Origin of the sequence: Halarcobacter ebronensis (genome assembly GCF_013201825.1) — a bacterium.
In the GTDB taxonomy this organism is placed as follows: Bacteria; Campylobacterota; Campylobacteria; order Campylobacterales; family Arcobacteraceae; genus Halarcobacter; species Halarcobacter ebronensis.
In genome coordinates this window covers 1,958,300-1,976,765 of the sequence record NZ_CP053836.1, presented here as the reverse complement: position 1 = coordinate 1,976,765, position 18,466 = coordinate 1,958,300, and the positions used below count along the sequence as shown (strand labels likewise).

Sequence of the window (18,466 nt, the reverse complement as noted above, 5' to 3'; positions counted from 1 at the left end):
TTCTCCTTATGGTTTATTTAAATTAATTATTAAATGATAAAAATTATCAAGTGAATTATAGTATAATGTAACTTATACAATTTTTAAGTCTAAAAGTAAGCTTAAAAGAAAATAATTTTCTTTTACTAATATTAATTAATAAAAGAGAAAAAAAGTTTTTTTTAATAATATTTCAAAATGAATAAAGCTGCGATAAGTAAAATTAATAAAATTTTATGTAAAATACGCAGGAAAGGAAGAGACATGTTCAATAGTTCGATACTGCTAAAAGAGTATAATCTAAAAGTAACACCTCAAAGAGTTGCTATTGTAGATGAGTTGTATAAAAATGGGCATATGAACATAGATGAGTTATATCAAAATTTATTAAAAAAATTTCCTTCTATTTCTCTTGCAACTATTTATAAAAATGTTAATGCGATGGTAGAAAAAATATTTTTAAATGAAGTTAAAATTCCTGAATCTAAATCAGTATATGAGTTAGTAAAAGAGGAACACTCTCATCTTGTTTGTAAATCTTGTGGAAAAATTGAAGATATAAATATTGATACTTCTATTTTAAATAGTTCAATTTTATCAATTTCAAATTTCAAAGTTGAAGATACAAAAGTTGTATTTTCTGGAGTTTGTTCTAATTGTCAATAAGTTTCAAAATAGCTTTATAAGCTATTTTGAATAACCAATCCAAATACTACCATAAGTGCAATTCCTGCACTTTTATTATAGAGTTTATTTGCTGTAATAAATACAAGCATAAGTGATAAAACAAATGCTGCTGCTATATCAAAAAAGTTTGCTGACAGGTTTACATTTAGTGGATTTACCATTGAGCTAAAACCTAATACCATAGTAAAGTTTGCAACGTTTGAGCCTATAATATTACCAATTGCTAAATCAGAATTATTATTAAGTGCCGATTTTACAGAGATTGTAAGTTCAGGTAAAGATGTTCCAAAGGCAACTAAAAATAGTCCAATTACCCATTCACTGATACCAAAACTTCTTGCAATATTTCCTGCACTATCAATTGCAAAATCTGCCCCACCTATTGTTAAAACAAATCCAAAAAGAAGCATAACTGAAGATTTTCCCCAAGCAAATTTCTCTTTTTTTAACTCTTCATCAACTTTGTCAACTTGATTTGAAGTAACAAGAAATAACAGATATCCAAGCATTAAAATAACAAAAAGAACTCCATCAACAAAGTTTAATTTACCATCAATACTCATTAGAATAAAAACTAAAATAGGGAAAAGTGCCCATGCAGAATCTTTTGCAAAAAGATCTCTATTGGGTGTTATCTTTTTAGAAATTAAAAAAACCACTCCTAAAACAAGAGCAATATTAAAAATTGTACTTCCAATAACATTTGCAACTGCTATATCTCCACTTCCTTTAGCTGAGGCTGAAATTGATACTGCCATTTCAGGAAGTGAGGTTCCTACAGCAATTAAAGTAGCACCAATAACAAAAGGTGATATTTTGTAGTGAAGGGCAATTCTTTCACTCTGCTCAATAATAAAATCTGCACCATAAATAAGTGCTGCCATTGCTACAATAAATATCAATATATCCATTATGAGTTCCTTACAATCAAGCTACTAGGAAGATTATACTTTTCAATCAATCTCTCTTCTTCTTCTCTATGCTCTCCATTATCCACCTCATGGTCAAAACCAAGTAAGTGAAGAAGTCCATGAATAAACAAAAGTTTTAATTCATCATCAAAAGTGTGCCCATACTCTTTTGCTTTTTCCTCAACAAAATCAATAGAGATAACAATAGAACCTAAAGGCATATTTTCCATCTCAAACTCTAATGGAAAACTCAAAACATCTGTTGCTTTGTCTATATTTCTGTACTCTTTATTTAGCTCTTTTATTGTTTCATTATTTACAACTAGAAGTTCAATATCTTTTGAAGTAGAATCTTCTGCAATCTCTTCTAAAGTAGAAATGTCTATTTTTACATCTGTTTGATTATCAAAGTCAATCACTTTTTTCCCATTATTTTTTGGGGGATTATATCCAACTTTTGTTAAAAAAGTTCTATCATTTTAGCAACTTCATCAACAGCAAATGTTTTAAGATTTAGTTTCAGATTTGTTTTTTGAGCTATTACAGCTTTTTTTATTCCTTGGGCTTGTGCCTCTTTTAATCTTAAATCAATAGAGTAAACATCCTTTATCTCTCCTGTAAGAGATACTTCTCCAACAAATACAGACTCTTTTGATATAGGTCTATCTCTAAATGAACTAATTATTGCTGCAATTACAGCTAAATCAGCTGAACTCTCTTTTATTTTTATTCCTCCACTTATATTTATAAAAACATCGTAGTGGTTTAGGGGTAAGTCAATTTTTTTCTCAAGTAAAGCTAAAAGCATATTTAATCTATTTGCATCAAAACCTGTTGCACTTCTTTTTGGATTTGGATAGGTTGATTCTGTAACTAACGCTTGAACCTCTATAATTAAAGCTCTACTTCCTTCCATTACAACTGTTAGAGCTGAACCACTTTGAGCTTTACTTTTATCAAAAAATTTTGAAGCAATATCTTTTGCAGAAATAAGTCCTTCTCCTGTCATCTCAAAAATACCTATTTCTGAAGTTGAACCAAATCTATTTTTAAAGCCTCTTAACATTCTAAGTTCTCTACTCGCTTCCCCTTCAAAGTATAAAACTGTATCAACCATATGTTCTAAAACACGAGGTCCTGCAATACTTCCATCTTTTGTAATATGTCCAATAATAAACATGGCTATATCAGACTCTTTTGCTTTTCTCATAAGTTCAAAGGTTATCTCTCGCACTTGTGAAACTGAACCAGGAGCAGAAGTAATAGAGCTTGAATAGATAGTTTGAATAGAGTCAATAATACATACCTCATAATCTTCTCTTAAAAGTTCATCAAGTATCTCATCAAGTTTAATTTCACTAAGTAAATAGAGTCTTTCACTATTTGCTTCAAGTCTGTTTGCTCGCAGTTTTATTTGTCCTGAACTCTCTTCTCCTGATACATATAAAACTTTTTTACCTGAATGGGCAATACTTCCTGCAACTTTAAGAAGTAGAGTTGATTTTCCAACTCCTGGGCTTCCTCCAATTAAAGTTAAACTTCCTGGAACTATTCCTCCACCTAAAACTAAATCAAACTCATCATTATATGAAGAGAATCTACTTACATCATCTTGTTCTATTTGGGTTATTGGTGTAGCTTTTGATGTTGTATTAACTACTTTTGCTGTTTGTTTGAGTACCTCTTGTTGCTCTTGATTTAGTTCAATAAAACTATCCCATGAACCGCAGTTTGGACATTTCCCAAGCCATTTAGTGCTTTGTTCTCCACAATGTTGACACTCAAAAAGTGATGTTTTCTTTTTTGCCATTTTTTACCCTTTTATTTCTTATTTGAATTATATAAAACTTTTTATAAGAGAGGAAAAAATATGACAATTTGCAATATGAGCTTTTTAAGAGATAAAGGACTAAAATACTATCTTTAAAAATAAGGATTGTTTTGATTTCAAGGGAAATTTGTTTTAGATGTTATAGACCTAAAAGTAGTTGTATGTGTAAATTTATTAAAAGTATAGATACAAATACTAGGTTTGTTATTTTAATGCATCCTAAAGAGTATAGAAAAACTAAAAATGGTACAGGACATTTTACTAATCTCTCTTTGAAAAACTCCGAGCTAATTGTTGGTATTGATTTTTCTAACAATAAAAGAGTAAATGAGATAATTAATAATCCTGATATAAATTCATATTTGCTCTATCCATCAACAAATAGTATTGAACTAAATAGTGAAAAATTGGAAACAAAAGATAAAAAAAGTGTTATTTTTATAATTGATTCAACTTGGCCTTGCTCTAAAAAAATTATCAGATTAAGTGAAAATCTAAATAGACTTCCAAAAGTTAGTTTTAAATATACCAATAGCTCTAATTTTAAAATAAAAACACAACCAAATGAGTATAGCCTATCAACTATTGAGTCAGTATATTGTGTATTAAAACTTTTATGTGAACAAAATCTTGAAGATATAAAAGAGTCTGAACTCAATAATTTTTTAAGCCCATTTGAAATGATGGTCTCATATCAATTAAAGTGTCAAAAACAAGAGAGCATAAGATACAAAATAAGATAGCATTTATACAAAACCTATTTTTACTTTGTTTAATACTTTAGTATAATATAAAAAACATTGGAGATTTTAAATGGAGATATTTACATTAAACTTTTTTATAGCTTTATTAATATATCTTTTAGGAGTTGCTAGTCCAGGACCAAGTAATTTGGCAATTGCACACACTTCAATATATGCAGGAAGAAAAGCTGGTATTGTTTTTGCTTTAGGAATTACTTGTGGGTCGTTTTTTTGGGGAATTTTAGCTGCTTCAGGACTGCAACCACTATTAAATAAATATTCAGACCTTTTGTATATTTTAAAGCTTTTAGGAGGTTTGTATTTTCTCTATTTAGCTTTTAACTCTTTTAAAATGGCATTTAATAAACAAAAAAGAAAAAGTGTAGATATCTCTAAAAAAAGAGTTTCATATCCAAAATATTTTTTATTTGGTGTTGTAATGCATCTATTAAATCCAAAAGCAATTGCAGTATGGATTGCAATAATAGCTGTTGCCCTGCCAAATGAGAGTTTAAATACAGGTTCATTATATGTTCCTGTTATAGCTTGTTTGCCAATTGGAATATTTGTTTTTATTGGATACTCTTTTATGTTTTCAAATGAAAAAGTTGTAAATAGATATTTTAGTTTTAAAAGATATATTGATAGTATTGTTGGAACTACATTTTCTGTTGTAGGACTAAAATTAATATTTGAAGAGAAATAGTTGAATAAAAATATAGAACTTTTTTGTGATGGAAGTGTTGATCCTAAAACAAATATAGGGTTTGGAGCCTTTTTTATTTATAACAAAGATACACAAAATCAAAATATAAATATAAAAATGTTTAAAGAAACCTCTTCTACAAAGTTAGAATTAGAAGTTCTTCTTTGGGCTTTAAAAGAGCAAGAAGATGGACAATGTGTTAAAGTCTATACAGATTGCCAAAATATTCTAACTCTTTTGGATAGAAGAGAAAAGTTAGAAAAAAATAGTTTTTTAACAAGTAGTAAAAAAGAGTTAAAGAATAGTGAACTTTATAAAGATTTTTATAGACAAAATGATAGATTAGAACTCTCATTTATTAAAATAAAGGGACACAAAAAAAGTAGTTTAAAAGATAGTATTGATAACTTGTTTAATTTAGTAGATAAGGCTTCAAGACAAGCCTTAAGAGAATTTAATGAAAAAGAGGAAAAATGATTTTATATATTCATGGATTTGGAAGTAGTGGTTTTGGTGGTAAAGCTACTCTTTTTAGAGACTATTTTGAGGATGAAGTAATTACTCCATCACTATCTTATGTACCTGTTCTTGCTATTGATACTTTAGAGCAGATAATAGAACTTTTACTATCAAAAGGGGAGAGCGTTGGACTTGTTGGTTCTTCATTAGGTGGATACTATTCAATCTATTTAGCAAATAAATATGATTTGAAAGCTGTATTAATTAACCCAGCTGTTTATGCTTATAAAACATTAGACAAAGTGGGTATGGCAATAAACTATTATGATGGAACAACTTTTGAAATAACACAAGAACATCTAAAGAGTCTAAAATCTTTTGAAGTAAAAGAGATAAAAAATCAAGAAAACTTTATGACTCTTTTACAAACTGATGATGAAGTTTTAGATTACAGTGAAGCAGCTAAAAAATTGAGTCAAAGTGGATTAATAATAGAAGAGGGTGGTAATCACTCTTTTGAAAATATTGAGAGTTATTTTAGAAAGATAGGTAAATTCCTGGACTTATAAACAAAAAATATTTAATAGGGAAGATAATGAGTGAAAAGATATTTTGGATAGAGCCTTATAAAACAGAATTGGATTCTATAGTATTGACTATACAAGATGATAAAGTAGAATTGGCACAAACAATTTTTTATGCACAATCAGGTGGTCAAGAGAGTGATGCTGGAACTATAAACAATATACCTGTTATTAAAGCTGAAAAAAAGGATGATACTATAATTTATACCCTTGCTTGTAAACCAAATTTTAAAGTAGGGGATAAGGTTCATACAAGTATAGATTGGAAACGAAGATATCAACTTATGAAGTTGCATTTTGCGGCAGAACTGGTTTTAGAACTGTTTTATAAAGAGTATGAAAACATTCAGAAAATTGGAGCACATCTCTGAAGATAAAAGCCGTATTGATTTTGAATGGGAAGAAAATATTTCATCGTTATTAGTAAATATTCAAAATAGGGCACAAGAGTTAATAGATAAAGATTTACCAATACAAAGTGATTTTTCAGATAAAAGTAAAGGAAAAAGATTTTGGAAAATAGATGGCTTTGCGGAAGTACCTTGTGGAGGTACACATTTAAAAAGAACTTCTGAAATAGGAAAAATAAGTTTAAAACGTAAAAATATTGGAAAAGGTAAAGAGAGAGTTGAAATTTTTGTCAATAATAAGTATCTCAAAGAAATTTCTTTGAGATAGTATTAAAATCGGTAACTAACTTTTGCCAAAATAGTTCTTGGTGTTCCTACATAAACTCTTGTATCACTTGTAGTACCTGAAGCTGAACCATCTACATATTCTTCATCTGTTAAATTTTGAATACTTAAAGAAGCTTGCCAATTTCCTTTTTTATATCCAATTGTAGCATTATAAATAATTTCAGAATCAAATTTTATTGTATTTGCATCATCTCCGTATCTCGTTCCAATATATCTTGCTCCTCCACCAATGTAATAGTTTGGTAAATTAAATGAGCTAAGGTTATATGTTGTAAATATATTAGCTGTATGTTTAGGAATATTCCTTAATTGAAGATTGTTTTCTTGTTTATTCTCTGTACTTGTATATCCATATGAAGCTACAATTGATAAGTTATCTGTAATATTTCCTGTTAAGTCTAACTCTATGCCTCTACTTGATTGCTCTCCGCTAGCCACATAGTCAGTTGTATTTATTGTAGTATCATCTGATAAAGCAATATTCTCTTTTTCAATTTTAAAAATTGCAGCGGTTAATAACATATTGTCGTTATATAGCTTCTTTTTTATTCCCATTTCATAACCAATTCCCTCTTCTGGATCAAGGATTTTTCCATCTTTATCCGTCACACTATTTGGTGAGAATGATTCGGAATAGCTTGCATAAATCGATGTTGTTGGGTTTATTTTGTAAACCAAACCAAATGAAGGAGTTAATGCATTACTTTTTAATCCATCCTGAGGTTTTGATTCGCTATATCTTAATCCTACATTCATTATTAAATTTTCAGATATATTAATATTATCTTGAATAAAAGAGCCCCAAGTTTCTACATAAGTTTTATCCCCAGACATATCTCTGATTGTACTGTATTCATCTACACTTACTATTCTATCTTCATAATCTGGGTTTGCTAAATCTATTACAAATGGATCCATTACAACTCTTGAGGTTGTTTGAGAATATGCCTTATTGTAATCTGTTCCTACACTTAAATTGTTTTTAAATTTAAATAAAGAGAACTCTTTGTTTAGAGTGTATTGCAATAGATTTTCAGAAAATTCTTGTCTTTGTTGGGCTGGGAATCTTGTCACACTATTTGTAGATTCATTGTATAATAGAGGTAAATAAACATTTCCATAATCTCTTATATGCTTAATATATCTATATTTAAAATTTGAGTTCCAAGATGAATAGATACTATCCACATCAAAGCCAATCATTTTTTGAGTTTTTTCAAACTCTTCATCTGGATGGGATGCCAAGTTTTCAATTGGAGCTACAAGGTCACCTTTACTGTTCACATTTGTACCAAAGGTAGTCGGCCCTTTTTCATTTGAATATTCACTAACAAAAGTTATGGTATTGTTATCATTTATATCATAAGATAAGCTTGGAGCAATAAATGCTTTATTTGTATCTGTATTGCTATTTGTCCAACCTTCATTATGTTCTAAAGTTGAAAGTAATCTAAAATATAGTGATTTATCTTCATTTAAACTTCCTCCCACATCTAGTTTAGGAGTAATAGATGGATTATCTGATACTTCTAGTTCAATTTTTCCTGCAAAATCTTTAATTGGTTTTTTTGTTACAAGGTTTACAATTCCACCTGGACTTGATGTTCCATATTGAAGAGAGTCTGGTCCTTTTTGTATCTCAACTGTTTCAAAATTGAAAACTTCTGGGTGTGCAGTTTTATTTGTTATTTTTAAACCATCAATTAATATTGGAACTCCTGAGAATCCTCTCATTGAAATATTTGTTGATTTACCATCTGTATCACCTGTATAAACAGTATTTGAAGACATTTTTATAATATCTTCAATATTTTGTGATTGTGCATCTTCAATATATTCTTGATTAAATAATTGAATAGATTTTGACATATCTTCCAACTCAATATTTGATCTATTGATTGATGTTTTATCTTTATTAAGATAGTTTGATGATTCTTTAGCAATAATTGTCACAGAATCGATTTTTTTAGATTTATTTTCTTTTTCATTTGCAAATAAATTTAAGCTTGTAATTAGTAGCGATGAAACAGCAAATGAAATAGTTTTTTGTAATGATTTGTTTCTCATTCATACCCTTTTTTATAAAGTCTAGAATGGTATCAATTATAATAGTGATTATCAATAATAAAATATCACAATAAGAAATTAAATATATTCAATAAGAAATTTATTTAACGAATGTCGTTTTTTTATATTTACTTGGGGAAATTCCAAAGTGTTTTTGAAATATTTTAATGAAATTTCCTGAGTGTTTATATCCAACTTTTAGAGCTACTTCTTTAACTTCTAAATCATTTTGTAATAGCTGTTTTGATACTTCAAGTCTTCTTTTTTGAATCATTGCATAAACAGTGAGCCCAAAGTACTCTTTAAAATCTTTTTTCAAATAACATTGATTTATTGCAGATCGGTATGAAATCTCTTTTATTGATAAGTTTTTATTGTATTCATTAAAAATAATCTCTTTTGCTCTTTCAAGAGAGCTTATTCTGTTTTCATCATAATTAACTTTATTGGAATTATTTAATATTTTTGCAGTTTTTTGGATTGAATAATGAAGTAAATCCATAGTTTTTGATTCAAGGTAAATACTTTTTAAAGTATCTTCAAAATGGTTTTTATTTTTATAATTTTCTAGTAGTTCAATTTGAACAGTATCATTTTTTAACTCTTTTAAGATGTAATAACTATTGTCAAATGCTTTTTTCATGTGTATTTCTATGTCTGAAATAGAATTACTAAGTTTTAAGAATAAATCATTTTTTATTCCTATGAAGTAACTTATATATTGCTTTCCCATTTTTAGTGGAGTTTCACAATAAAATTCATTAGATGCTAATTCAATGAAAAAATGGTTTTTATTTAAAAGGTGTTTTTTTTTATCTTTGTATGAAAATTCAAGTTCTTCCCCTAAGTTAAAAATAAAGCAAGCTCCTGGAATAAAGCTCTCTTCACTTAGAATTATGTCTTGGTTTAATACAAATTGCCGAACATATATAGCAAGACCATTTCCAAAGTCATATTTTACCAGTGTTCCTTTGCCAAATTGTTTTTTTACATTAGCAATAGATATTTTTCTTGAAAAAGGATGAGCAATTTCATTTTTGATTTCTATTAATTCATCATAGCTGATTTTTTTCATAAGTTTAGTATTCTTCAAAATAAGATTAATTTTCAAAAAATTATAATGACAATTTATAAAATAGTGCTTAATTTGATTTTGTTGTAGTACTTTTGAAATAAAATAGTAAGCCTAAGCTTACTATTTACCATTTTTAATTTGTTTTAAATCAAGTCCTAGGATTTTGAAATTACTTTCAACTGTATGTTTCTCTTCAAATACTTTTGAGTTATATACTCCAGCTTCTTCTTTTGGAAGTAAGTGCTCTTTTAAATCAAAAGGAGCTCTCTCTTGTGCATTCATATATAAAACAACATCAGCAGTCTCTTGATCAGTTAAGCTATTACCTTGACCTAAAGGCATATTTGATTGTACCCAAGCAGCAGCCTTGTCAAGTTTGCTCATTCCTGCTCCAGTATTATAACTTAGCCATTTTCCATTTGCGTCTTTACCCCATAGAGGAGGGAATGCTCCAGGAATACCTGCACCAGTTGTACCATGACAAGTAGCACATTTTTGTGCATAAATTTCTTGACCAGCAAGATAATTTTGGTGTGTTGCTTTTTTCTGAATAGCATTAAATTTTTTTACATTTTTTGGATAGAGTTTAGTATTGTGTTCACTCCAAGGTCCTTTCTCATTCATTTTTATTGTAGTACCTTCAGATAACCAAGTAATATACGCAGCTATAGCTATACTTGCTTCACTATCAATAATAAGTCTTTTACCATTCATACTTCTCATGAAACAGTTATTTGATCTATCTTGCAGTGTTTGAACAGTTTTTTCTCTTTTTGACCATGCTGGAAATGTTGCAGCAGTTCCTACCCAACTAGAAACACCTTCTCCTGTTCCAACTTTTCCATCTGCACCTTTTAAGTGACAGCTTTTACATTGAAGTTTGTTACCTACAAAATCTTTTGTTAATGGATGTGTGTCAGTATTAGCAACTATATCTTCACCTAGTTTAACAAGTCTTCCCACTTCACCAGTTGGATACTCTTTTGGTGCTTGATTTGCTTGTAACATACAGGCAAAAGAAGCTAAAATTAGCATCGAAATTAAAGCTTTCATATCTTCTCCTTTTAATTTTTTATATTGTAACAATTAAATATAAATTAAAAGTTGGTTTTTAGATATGGTTTTTAAGATTAAATTAAGAAAAATAATAAGTGAAGGTTGATCCGACATCTAGTTGTGAAATTACTTCAATTTTGATACTGTTTTTTTTACAAATATGTTTAACTATATTAAGCCCAATTCCAAAACCACCTTTTATCTCCTCTTCCCTATGATATCTTTCAAAGATTTTATTTTTGTCTTTTATCCCTTTTCCAAAATCTTCAATTGATAAAACAGCTTTATAATCACTGTCTTTTTTAAGAGTAATATTGATTTTAGAAGACTCATTTGAGTATTTGATTGCATTTGATATTGTATTATCAATTACCCTTTGAAGCTCAATTCTATTTATTGATATTTTTATATTCTCTTTTATGTTTTCATTTAGTTTTATACTTTTTGCTTGGGCAAGACTTTTAAATATCTCAACCCTATGTCTTAAAAATAGGGTGAAATCAATATTTTCTTTTGTATAAGAGACTCTTTTTTGTTTCATCAAATATTCAATATCTTCATAGGTTAGTTGCAGATTTTTTACAGCATTTAAAGATCTTTTTACTTCAATTAAGTCACTGTTTTTCTCTTCAAGTAGTTCAAGATTTAGTTGTAGAATCCCCAAAGGTGTTTTTAGTTCATGCATTGCATCATTAAAAAATCTATCCAAATAGTTATTTGCTTTTTTATATGGAGTAATGGTTTGTTTAAGTATTAAATAGGCACTAATAAAGATAAAAAGACCAACACTTATTATTAGTATTGAGATTTTAAGATAAACTTCATTCAAATTGAAACTCTTCTCCACTATAAGTTTTTTTGCATCAAGTCTATTTTCATTAAGCAGATACTTTTTGCTGATTATATTTCTATTTTCTAATTTTATATTTGATGTTGAATAGATTAACTCCTCTTTAGAGTCATATATATAAGCGTTTATATTAAATGATTTTGGAAAGAAAAAAATATCATTTTTAGAACGATTAAAATCATAAATTGCCCTTTGTATATTTAAAGCATACTGTTCAACTAAATTTGTTTGATTTATTTTATAGTTTTGAATTTCGCTTTTTGTATAGAAGTATGAAGGTACAAAAATAAGTATTATTATAAAAAGTGAATACCATACAGATATTTTGATTAGATGGTTTTTATTAATTAGTTCTTGCAATTTTATAACCTAATCCACGTTTTGTTTCTATAAGTTCTTTTGAGGTTTTATCTCTTATATTTTTTATAAAGACTCTAATATCGGCTTCATTCATATACTTTTCGTTCCAGATATCACATCTTAGTTGCTCAATACTTACAAAGCAGTTTTTATTGCTAATTAGTAAAAATATAATCTCTTGCTCTTTTTTAGTAAGGTTCATAATCTCTTCATTTTTATATAGTTGTCTAGAAGAGGTATCATAGAAAAAATCATCATTTAGTTTAATCCTATTTTCACTTAAAGTGAAATAGAAAGATTTTATAACTTGTTCAATTCTATACTTTAGTTCTTTGGGAGAAAAAGGCTTTTTTATATAATCATTACATCCTAGTTCATATCCCATACTAAGGTTATTTATATCTGTAAGAGAAGTAATAAAGATAACAGGAATATTGTTGTTTTCTGCTCTTAGATTTTTTACTATTTCATAACCACTTAATCCAGGAACTCTAATATCCAAAATAAGAAGATGGTAGTTTTTTTCATAAATTGCGTCATAAGCATCATTGCCATTTTCAAAATCATCAATAGCATATCCTAAAGTTTGCAAGTACTCTTTTATACTATTTTTATAGTCAAAATCATCTTCAAGTAGAAGTATATTCATTCTATTATCACCCCTTTATCACGTATTGTTCTATCTTTTTCATAGGAGTTATATATTGATATATTATCTTTATTTGATAAAGAGACAATAATATATGCAAGCTTTTCTCGGTTGAAAGAGTAGATGGAAAAATAGCTAAAGGCTTTGTCATCGCTTGTAAAATAACCATAATCTTTTAGTTTTGAAATATCGATTTTACTTAAAGCTGCAATCTCTTTGTTTTTGTCATTAACTAAAGTAAAATTACCTATTTTTATATTATTTGTTAAAGTATCTGCAATATTTAGATATCTGTTTTGAAGCAGAATAAAAGTATCTAAACCTCTTTGTTTAAGCTCATTTTCCAAATAGTCAAAACCAATAATAACCTCCAATGAACCAATCATTTTGTCATCTTTAATCAAAGGAGAGATAGCTTTTATATTTAATCTTTTCCCAAGCTCTATAGAGACACTAGGTTTTTTATCTTTGTGAACTTTTACAATCCCATATCTAAAACTCTCTAAAGGAACATCTTTTATAGAGAAGTTCCAACTTCTAATATATGTAGTAAGATCACTATTGTGCATTTGTACATCTATTTGGCTATTTTGAAGTTTTTTTAAAAGAACAATTTTTCTATTTACAATATCAAAGCTCTCTGCTCTATTATGTTTAACAAAACTATCCAAAATCTCTTTGTCTTCAGATAACAAAATAGATAAAGATAGGGCATATCTTTTTTGCTCTTCAAAGAGATACCTAGTTGTTGTTAGAGCATTTTCAAGTCTGTTTATTAAATTGTGAGTTTTATTAACTAAAGTTAATTGATAAAAGATAAAAGATAAAAGAAGAGCAGTAAAAATTAATATAATAAATATCCAACGATTTATAATCTTCAAAGGGCTATTCCAATAGTTTTAAATTTCTATTTAGTATAGCTTAACTTATATCAATTTTTACATTAGTAATATTTTGTTATTTCTCTTCTGTATAGATTTCATTAAGCAAGCTATCTACAAACTCATCTGGGCTAAATTCAATCAAATCTTCCGCACTCTCTCCAATACCAATATAAAAAATTGGAACTTCAAGTTGGTTTGAAATAGAAAATAGAGCACCACCTTTTGCAGTTCCATCAAGTTTAGTAACTATTATTCCATCAATTCCAACCATTTCATTAAAAGCACGAGCTTGTGCTATTGCTGAGTTCCCTTGTGTTCCATCTAAAATCATTAATTTTTGATGAGGTGCATCACTCATTGCTTTACTACATACTTTTACAATCTTTTTAAGTTCATTACTTAGGTTTGTTTGCGTTTGAAGTCGTCCTGCTGTATCTATTATTACATTATCAATATTTTTTGCAATAGCAGAAGAGATAGTATCATATGCAACTGCACTTGCATCATGTCCTTGTTGAGTCTTTATAATAGGAACATTTAGTTTATTTGCCCAAGTTGATAGTTGTTCAATTGCTGCTGCTCTAAAAGTGTCTCCAGCTCCAAGAATAACAGATTTTCCCTCTTTTTTGCTTTTGTTTGCAAGTTTTGCTATTGTTGTTGTTTTTCCTGCCCCATTAACTCCAATAATAAGTCTTACAAAGGGTTTTGGAAGATTTGACAAATCAACATCTGGAGCATGTTCAAAAAGCATTACAAGTCTGTGTCTTAACTGTTTTCTTGTAATATACTCAGGAAGTCCATCCATAGCTTTTTCTATTATTTCGTATTCCATATCTGCTTCAATTAACAGCTCTTCAATCTCATCAAAAGATATTTTCTCTTTTTTTTGTGGAACTACAGCTTTTATATTTTCAAAGGTTTTTGATAAGGCTTTTGAAAAAAAACCACTATTATCCTCTTCTTTTATAATATCTTCGCTCTTTTGCTTTTCATTTCCTTTTTTCAAAAAGCCAAACATTTTATATTCCTAATGCTTTTTTTATGTCTGTTTCCATCATCTCTTCTGGAACAATTCCCACATACTTTTGAACAATTTTTCCTGTTGTATCAAAAAGAAACATGGTAGGGATAACTCTTACATTCCCCATAATATCAGAAATTTTGAAGTTCTCTTTACTATTTGAAACATGATAATTAATCATATAATCATTTATAAAAGCATTAACCTTTTCTTGGGGAGAAAGTGTCCCATTCTCTTCACCCATATTAAGTGCAACAATCTCAAAATTATCTTTATATTTATCTTTTAGTCTTATTAAATGGGGAATCTCTGCTTTACAAGGTGGGCACCAAGTTGCAAAAAAATTAAGTAAAATAACTTTACCTTTTAACTCTTTAAAATCAATACCTATATCATTTTTTTCTAAAGTTAATTGTGGAGCAAGTTGTGAGCTTATTTGAAACTTTGTTTGCTCTTTTACTACTGTCTCTTTTTTAGAGTCACATCCAGTAACCACTAAAATTATTAAAATTAACAAAAATGTCAATTTTTTAAACTGCATTTTAATTCCTTGTGGGTAAAATAATTTAAGGTAAGAATTTTACCTAAGTAAGGCTTAAATATGGAAAGAGATCACAAGAGTGATTTTAGGAAATCGTGTATTAAAAGATTAGAGTTTACAAGCCAGTTTTTAAAGTTTAGCAAAGAGAAAAAAACAGTAGAAAAATTAAAAAACATTATAGAAAAATATAAAGCAAATAGTATTTTGTTATATATTCCAGTGGGTATGGAAGTTAATGTTTTTCCATTGATAAATTATTTAAGAAAGAGACAAAAAAAGGTATTTGTCCCTTTTATGGTTGAGGACAGTTTTAAATTAGTAAGATATAGGTTGCCACTTGAGACTAAAAAGTTCAAGATAAAAGAACCCGCAAATTCATTTTGTATAGATAATAGAATAGACCTTGCAATAGTTCCTGTTGTAGGGGTTGATAAAGAGTGCAAAAGAGTTGGTTTTGGCAAAGGGATGTACGATAGGTTTTTTGATAGATTAAAGTACAGACCAATAATAGTTTTTACTCAGCTAACTTTATGTAAAACAGAAAAGACTCTAACTGATAAGTACGATATTCAAGCCGATTATATTATTACAGATTAAGGTTTTGAATATGGAATTTATTATAAGTGATATAATAGTAGGAATAGTCGTAGCAATAATAAGTGTTGCAATTACTGTCTTTGTTCTTAAAAAAATCAATAAAGCAAAATTTGATATCTATATTGAACAAGCAAAAGCAAAGGCAAAGGTTATAGAACATGAGGCTGAAGTCCTTTTAAAAGATGCACAAATTAGGGCAAAAAGGGATTATGATAGGGAGTTTAAGTCTGCAAAAAGAGAGTATGATGATATGCTTTCTCAAATCGAAAGAAAAGAGAAAGAGTTAAATCATCATCTTGAATCAGAACTTAGAGCAATCAAAGAGGAAAAAGCTCAAATAGTTGCGAATAATGAAAAAATCACAACTATTAAAGAGGGTTTAAAAAGACAACAAAAAACTTATGAAGAGAAAATTTCAAAAGCAATAAAAGTTTTAGAAAATGCTTCAGGGCTAACAGAAGATGAAGCAAAAGAGCTTATGATTGAGCAAGTAAAAGAGGATAGTAGAGCAAAAATTGCCTCTATTTTTAGAAAAAGATATAAACTTGCAGAGTTAAAATGCAAAGAAGAGATTAACAATATGTTATCTCATGCGGTTACAAGATATGCAGGAGAGTTTGCAGCGGAGAGACTTATTAATAATATTCCACTTAGTGATGAAGAGACAAAAGGGAAAATTATTGGTAAAGAGGGAAGAAATATTAAAGCTCTTGAAATGTTACTTGGGGTTGATATTATTATTGATGATACGCCAAATACAATTACTATCTCTTCTTTTAATCTTTATAGAAGAGCTGTTGCAACAAAAACTATTCAAGAACTTCTTGAGGATGGAAGAATTCAACCTGCTAGAATTGAAGAGATTTATAGTAAAGTTAAACATGAATTTGATAAAAACATCCAAAAAGAGGGTGAAGATGTGATTATGGAGCTAGGAATTAAGTCTATGCATCCAGAGCTTATCAAACTTGTTGGAAGATTAAGATATAGAGCTTCTTATGGTCAAAATGCTTTAGCTCATACCTTAGAAGTAGCTCACTTAGCAGGACTGCTTGCAGCACAAATGGGAGGAGATCCTATTTTAGCAAGACGTGCTGGACTTCTGCATGATATAGGAAAGGCATTAACACATGAAATGCCAGGAAGCCATGTGGATTTAGGTGCAGAAATCTGTAAAAGATATGATGAACCAGATACTGTTATAAATGGTATTTACGCTCACCATGGTCATGAAGAACCAATAAATGTTGAGAGTGCCGCTGTATGTGCAGCAGATGCCCTAAGTGCAGCTAGACCAGGTGCTAGAAGAGAAGTGTTAGAGAGTTTCCTAAAAAGAGTTGAAGAGGTTGAAAATATCTCTACAAGTAAAACAGGAGTAATCAATGCATTTGCAATTAATGCTGGAAGAGAAGTAAGAGTAATTGTAAAAGCAGAACTTGTAAATGATGATGAAGCAGTATTACTAGCAACTGAAATTGCTCAAGAGATTGAAGAGAAAGTTCAATATCCTGGGGAAATAAAAGTAAATGTAATTAGAGAACTTAGAGCTTCTTCTTATGCAAGATAAGGTATTTTTTACCTTATCTTTTTCCCACTCATTTTTTAATTATTAATCATTCTTTCTTTTAACTATAAAACATAAAAAAATGTTTAAAACATCGTTATATAGGTATTTCTATATAGAAAAAAATATATAACGTATGAAGTTATTCTTAAGTTTTCAGGGAATATAATGTTTAAAATAATTTAAAGGGACGTAAAATGAAAACAAGTGCAAGAAATGAATTAACAGGAAAAATTTCAGATATTCAAGTTGGTGTTGTTATGTCGGAGGTTAAACTTGATGTTAACTCTGGAATTCATATCTCAGCAACAATAACAAAAGAGTCAGTTGATTCTTTAGGATTAACAAAAGGTATGGAAGTTACTGCTTTAATTAAATCTTCATCTGTAATTCTTTCAAAAGAACCACTAAAAGTTTCAGCTAGAAATACAATAAAAGGTACTATTAAAGAGCTTATTAAAGGTGCTGTAAACTCTGAAGTTAAACTATCAATTGGAGACAATGGAACTATTTATGCTATTGTTACAAATGATGCTGTAGAAGATTTAGGATTTAGTGTAGGTGAAACTGCATATGCGATAATTAAAGCTTCTAATGTAATTTTAGTTGCATAAAGTTAAGTGAGGTTATTCCTCACTTATATATCTATTTTGTGAAGTTTTTCTATCTTTTCTTACTGTTCTAATCCATACAAAGTTTACAATAAATCTTGAAACAAATGCTAAAATCAAACCTAAAATAATTGAGCCTAAATATAAACAAAGTGCAATTTCATCAAAGTTATCATACATTGAATCAAAATTAAACTCAACTGGATTTTCAGGTTGAAGTATCCATTTCCCTATTTGATACTCAAAGAAAAATAGTGGGGGCATTGTAAGAGGGTTAGTTATAAATATCAAAGCAAAACTTATTGGAAGATTGACATTAAAAATTATTGCCAAAAGTGAAGCTAAAACCATTTGAAGTGGCATTGGAAGACAAGCTACAAATATTCCAATAAAGACTCCGCCTAATACTTTTTTTCTACTTAGACTCCAAATCTCTCTTTTATGTAAAAAATTTCCAAATATTTTTAATAGTTTTTGTTCTTTGATTTTTTCATGGGTAGGTAAAAATTTTTTAAGTTTTTTCTTTGGCAAAAATACCCTTTTTGTTAAATTTTTGAATTCTATCTTATAAAGAGTATTTTTTTAATTACAAA

The 18,466-nt window shown here is 28.6% G+C and carries 22 protein-coding genes; 10 read left to right on the top strand and 12 right to left on the bottom strand.

Features of this window, described 5'->3' with window-relative positions; all coding sequences use genetic code 11:
• Positions 1-243: 243 nt before the first annotated feature.
• Positions 244-645 (top strand): Fur family transcriptional regulator, encoded by a 402-nt coding sequence (locus tag AEBR_RS09845; RefSeq protein WP_129086414.1) that lies wholly within the window; start codon positions 244-246, stop codon positions 643-645.
• A gap of 14 nt (positions 646-659) precedes the next feature.
• On the opposite strand, the gene AEBR_RS09840 is transcribed toward AEBR_RS09845, so the two are convergent.
• The 3 genes from AEBR_RS09840 to radA are packed head-to-tail and all read right to left on the bottom strand — an operon-like array spanning position 660 to position 3,387.
• Positions 660-1,577: a calcium/sodium antiporter gene (locus AEBR_RS09840; protein ID WP_129086415.1), complete on the bottom strand. Its 918-nt coding sequence runs from the start codon at positions 1,575-1,577 to the stop codon at positions 660-662.
• A complete protein-coding gene (gene ybeY, locus AEBR_RS09835; RefSeq protein ID WP_129086416.1) occupies positions 1,577-1,996 on the bottom strand; it encodes an rRNA maturation RNase YbeY in 420 nt (139 codons plus the stop codon). Before ybeY ends, AEBR_RS09840 begins: the two co-directional genes overlap by 1 nt.
• A 41-nt stretch (positions 1,997-2,037) precedes the next feature.
• A complete protein-coding gene (radA, locus tag AEBR_RS09830; RefSeq protein WP_129086417.1) occupies positions 2,038-3,387 on the bottom strand; it encodes a DNA repair protein RadA in 1,350 nt (449 codons plus the stop codon).
• Positions 3,388-3,518: 131 nt separating this feature from the next.
• Between radA and AEBR_RS09825 the strand changes: the two genes are divergently transcribed.
• From AEBR_RS09825 to AEBR_RS15460, 6 genes are all read left to right on the top strand, one after another.
• Complete coding sequence (locus AEBR_RS09825; RefSeq protein WP_228712144.1) at positions 3,519-4,151, top strand: tRNA-uridine aminocarboxypropyltransferase; 633 nt, start codon at positions 3,519-3,521, stop codon at positions 4,149-4,151.
• 70 nt (positions 4,152-4,221) lie between these two features.
• Entirely contained in the window at positions 4,222-4,857 is a 636-nt protein-coding gene (locus AEBR_RS09820) for a LysE family translocator (RefSeq protein ID WP_129086419.1), read from the top strand.
• On the top strand, positions 4,858-5,334 hold the full coding sequence (locus tag AEBR_RS09815) for a ribonuclease HI (protein WP_129086420.1): 477 nt from the start codon (positions 4,858-4,860) through the stop codon (positions 5,332-5,334).
• A complete protein-coding gene (locus AEBR_RS09810) occupies positions 5,331-5,885 on the top strand; it encodes a YqiA/YcfP family alpha/beta fold hydrolase (protein ID WP_129086421.1) in 555 nt (184 codons plus the stop codon). The genes AEBR_RS09815 and AEBR_RS09810 overlap by 4 nt, the downstream gene beginning before the upstream one ends.
• Positions 5,886-5,911: 26 nt before the next feature.
• Entirely contained in the window at positions 5,912-6,271 is a 360-nt protein-coding gene (locus AEBR_RS15465; protein WP_206732657.1) for an alanine--tRNA ligase-related protein, read from the top strand.
• Positions 6,237-6,578 (top strand): alanyl-tRNA editing protein, encoded by a 342-nt coding sequence (locus AEBR_RS15460; RefSeq protein WP_206732658.1) that lies wholly within the window; start codon positions 6,237-6,239, stop codon positions 6,576-6,578. Before AEBR_RS15465 ends, AEBR_RS15460 begins: the two co-directional genes overlap by 35 nt.
• A 2-nt stretch (positions 6,579-6,580) precedes the next feature.
• Here the strand turns inward: AEBR_RS15460 and AEBR_RS09800 are convergent, their stop codons facing one another.
• The 8 genes from AEBR_RS09800 to AEBR_RS09765 form a co-directional block, all read right to left on the bottom strand.
• Positions 6,581-8,665: a TonB-dependent siderophore receptor gene (locus AEBR_RS09800; protein WP_129086422.1), complete on the bottom strand. Its 2,085-nt coding sequence runs from the start codon at positions 8,663-8,665 to the stop codon at positions 6,581-6,583.
• A gap of 100 nt (positions 8,666-8,765) precedes the next feature.
• Complete coding sequence (locus AEBR_RS09795) at positions 8,766-9,740, bottom strand: helix-turn-helix domain-containing protein (protein ID WP_129086423.1); 975 nt, start codon at positions 9,738-9,740, stop codon at positions 8,766-8,768.
• A gap of 120 nt (positions 9,741-9,860) precedes the next feature.
• A complete protein-coding gene (locus AEBR_RS15565) occupies positions 9,861-10,793 on the bottom strand; it encodes a c-type cytochrome (protein WP_129086424.1) in 933 nt (310 codons plus the stop codon).
• Between the two features lie 82 nt (positions 10,794-10,875).
• The gene (locus tag AEBR_RS09785; RefSeq protein WP_129086425.1) at positions 10,876-12,006 is read right to left on the bottom strand and encodes a sensor histidine kinase; all 1,131 of its coding nucleotides are present in this window, start codon (positions 12,004-12,006) and stop codon (positions 10,876-10,878) included.
• Positions 11,990-12,655, bottom strand: a complete 666-nt coding sequence (locus AEBR_RS09780) for a response regulator transcription factor (protein WP_129086426.1) — start codon at positions 12,653-12,655, stop codon at positions 11,990-11,992. The genes AEBR_RS09785 and AEBR_RS09780 overlap by 17 nt, the downstream gene beginning before the upstream one ends.
• Positions 12,652-13,536 (bottom strand): cache domain-containing protein, encoded by an 885-nt coding sequence (locus tag AEBR_RS09775; RefSeq protein WP_129086427.1) that lies wholly within the window; start codon positions 13,534-13,536, stop codon positions 12,652-12,654. Before AEBR_RS09775 ends, AEBR_RS09780 begins: the two co-directional genes overlap by 4 nt.
• Before the next feature lie 76 nt (positions 13,537-13,612).
• On the bottom strand, positions 13,613-14,557 hold the full coding sequence (gene ftsY / locus AEBR_RS09770) for a signal recognition particle-docking protein FtsY (RefSeq protein WP_129086428.1): 945 nt from the start codon (positions 14,555-14,557) through the stop codon (positions 13,613-13,615).
• Position 14,558: 1 nt separating this feature from the next.
• Complete coding sequence (locus AEBR_RS09765; protein WP_129086429.1) at positions 14,559-15,101, bottom strand: TlpA family protein disulfide reductase; 543 nt, start codon at positions 15,099-15,101, stop codon at positions 14,559-14,561.
• A 60-nt stretch (positions 15,102-15,161) separates the two neighbouring features.
• Between AEBR_RS09765 and AEBR_RS09760 the strand changes: the two genes are divergently transcribed.
• The 3 genes from AEBR_RS09760 (at position 15,162) to AEBR_RS09750 (ending at position 17,876) form a co-directional block, all read left to right on the top strand.
• Positions 15,162-15,698 carry a 5-formyltetrahydrofolate cyclo-ligase gene (locus AEBR_RS09760; RefSeq protein WP_129086430.1) on the top strand — a complete coding sequence of 179 codons (537 nt, stop codon included), beginning with the start codon at positions 15,162-15,164 and terminating at the stop codon, positions 15,696-15,698.
• Positions 15,699-15,720: 22 nt separating this feature from the next.
• Positions 15,721-17,265, top strand: a complete 1,545-nt coding sequence (gene rny, locus AEBR_RS09755; protein ID WP_129086611.1) for a ribonuclease Y — start codon at positions 15,721-15,723, stop codon at positions 17,263-17,265.
• Between the two features lie 194 nt (positions 17,266-17,459).
• Positions 17,460-17,876 carry a TOBE domain-containing protein gene (locus tag AEBR_RS09750; protein ID WP_129086431.1) on the top strand — a complete coding sequence of 139 codons (417 nt, stop codon included), beginning with the start codon at positions 17,460-17,462 and terminating at the stop codon, positions 17,874-17,876.
• 12 nt (positions 17,877-17,888) lie between these two features.
• On the opposite strand, the gene AEBR_RS09745 is transcribed toward AEBR_RS09750, so the two are convergent.
• Positions 17,889-18,404, bottom strand: a complete 516-nt coding sequence (locus AEBR_RS09745) for a DUF2062 domain-containing protein (protein ID WP_164969444.1) — start codon at positions 18,402-18,404, stop codon at positions 17,889-17,891.
• Positions 18,405-18,466: the final 62 nt, after the last annotated feature.

Bases quoted from the DNA above. Each gene is read 5' to 3' on its own strand.
- AEBR_RS09845 (WP_129086414.1), top strand. From the start codon at position 244: ATGTTCAATAGTTCGATACTGCTAAAAGAGTATAATCTAAAAGTAACA.
- AEBR_RS09840 (WP_129086415.1), bottom strand. From the start codon at position 1,577: ATGGATATATTGATATTTATTGTAGCAATGGCAGCACTTATTTATGGT.
- radA (WP_129086417.1), bottom strand. From the start codon at position 3,387: ATGGCAAAAAAGAAAACATCACTTTTTGAGTGTCAACATTGTGGAGAA.
- AEBR_RS09820 (WP_129086419.1), top strand. From the start codon at position 4,222: ATGGAGATATTTACATTAAACTTTTTTATAGCTTTATTAATATATCTT.
- AEBR_RS09810 (WP_129086421.1), top strand. From the start codon at position 5,331: ATGATTTTATATATTCATGGATTTGGAAGTAGTGGTTTTGGTGGTAAA.
- AEBR_RS15465 (WP_206732657.1), top strand. From the start codon at position 5,912: ATGAGTGAAAAGATATTTTGGATAGAGCCTTATAAAACAGAATTGGAT.
- AEBR_RS15460 (WP_206732658.1), top strand. From the start codon at position 6,237: ATGAAAACATTCAGAAAATTGGAGCACATCTCTGAAGATAAAAGCCGT.
- AEBR_RS09800 (WP_129086422.1), bottom strand. From the start codon at position 8,665: ATGAGAAACAAATCATTACAAAAAACTATTTCATTTGCTGTTTCATCG.
- AEBR_RS09795 (WP_129086423.1), bottom strand. From the start codon at position 9,740: ATGAAAAAAATCAGCTATGATGAATTAATAGAAATCAAAAATGAAATT.
- AEBR_RS15565 (WP_129086424.1), bottom strand. From the start codon at position 10,793: ATGAAAGCTTTAATTTCGATGCTAATTTTAGCTTCTTTTGCCTGTATG.
- AEBR_RS09780 (WP_129086426.1), bottom strand. From the start codon at position 12,655: ATGAATATACTTCTACTTGAAGATGATTTTGACTATAAAAATAGTATA.
- ftsY (WP_129086428.1), bottom strand. From the start codon at position 14,557: ATGTTTGGCTTTTTGAAAAAAGGAAATGAAAAGCAAAAGAGCGAAGAT.
- AEBR_RS09765 (WP_129086429.1), bottom strand. From the start codon at position 15,101: ATGCAGTTTAAAAAATTGACATTTTTGTTAATTTTAATAATTTTAGTG.
- AEBR_RS09760 (WP_129086430.1), top strand. From the start codon at position 15,162: ATGGAAAGAGATCACAAGAGTGATTTTAGGAAATCGTGTATTAAAAGA.
- AEBR_RS09750 (WP_129086431.1), top strand. From the start codon at position 17,460: ATGAAAACAAGTGCAAGAAATGAATTAACAGGAAAAATTTCAGATATT.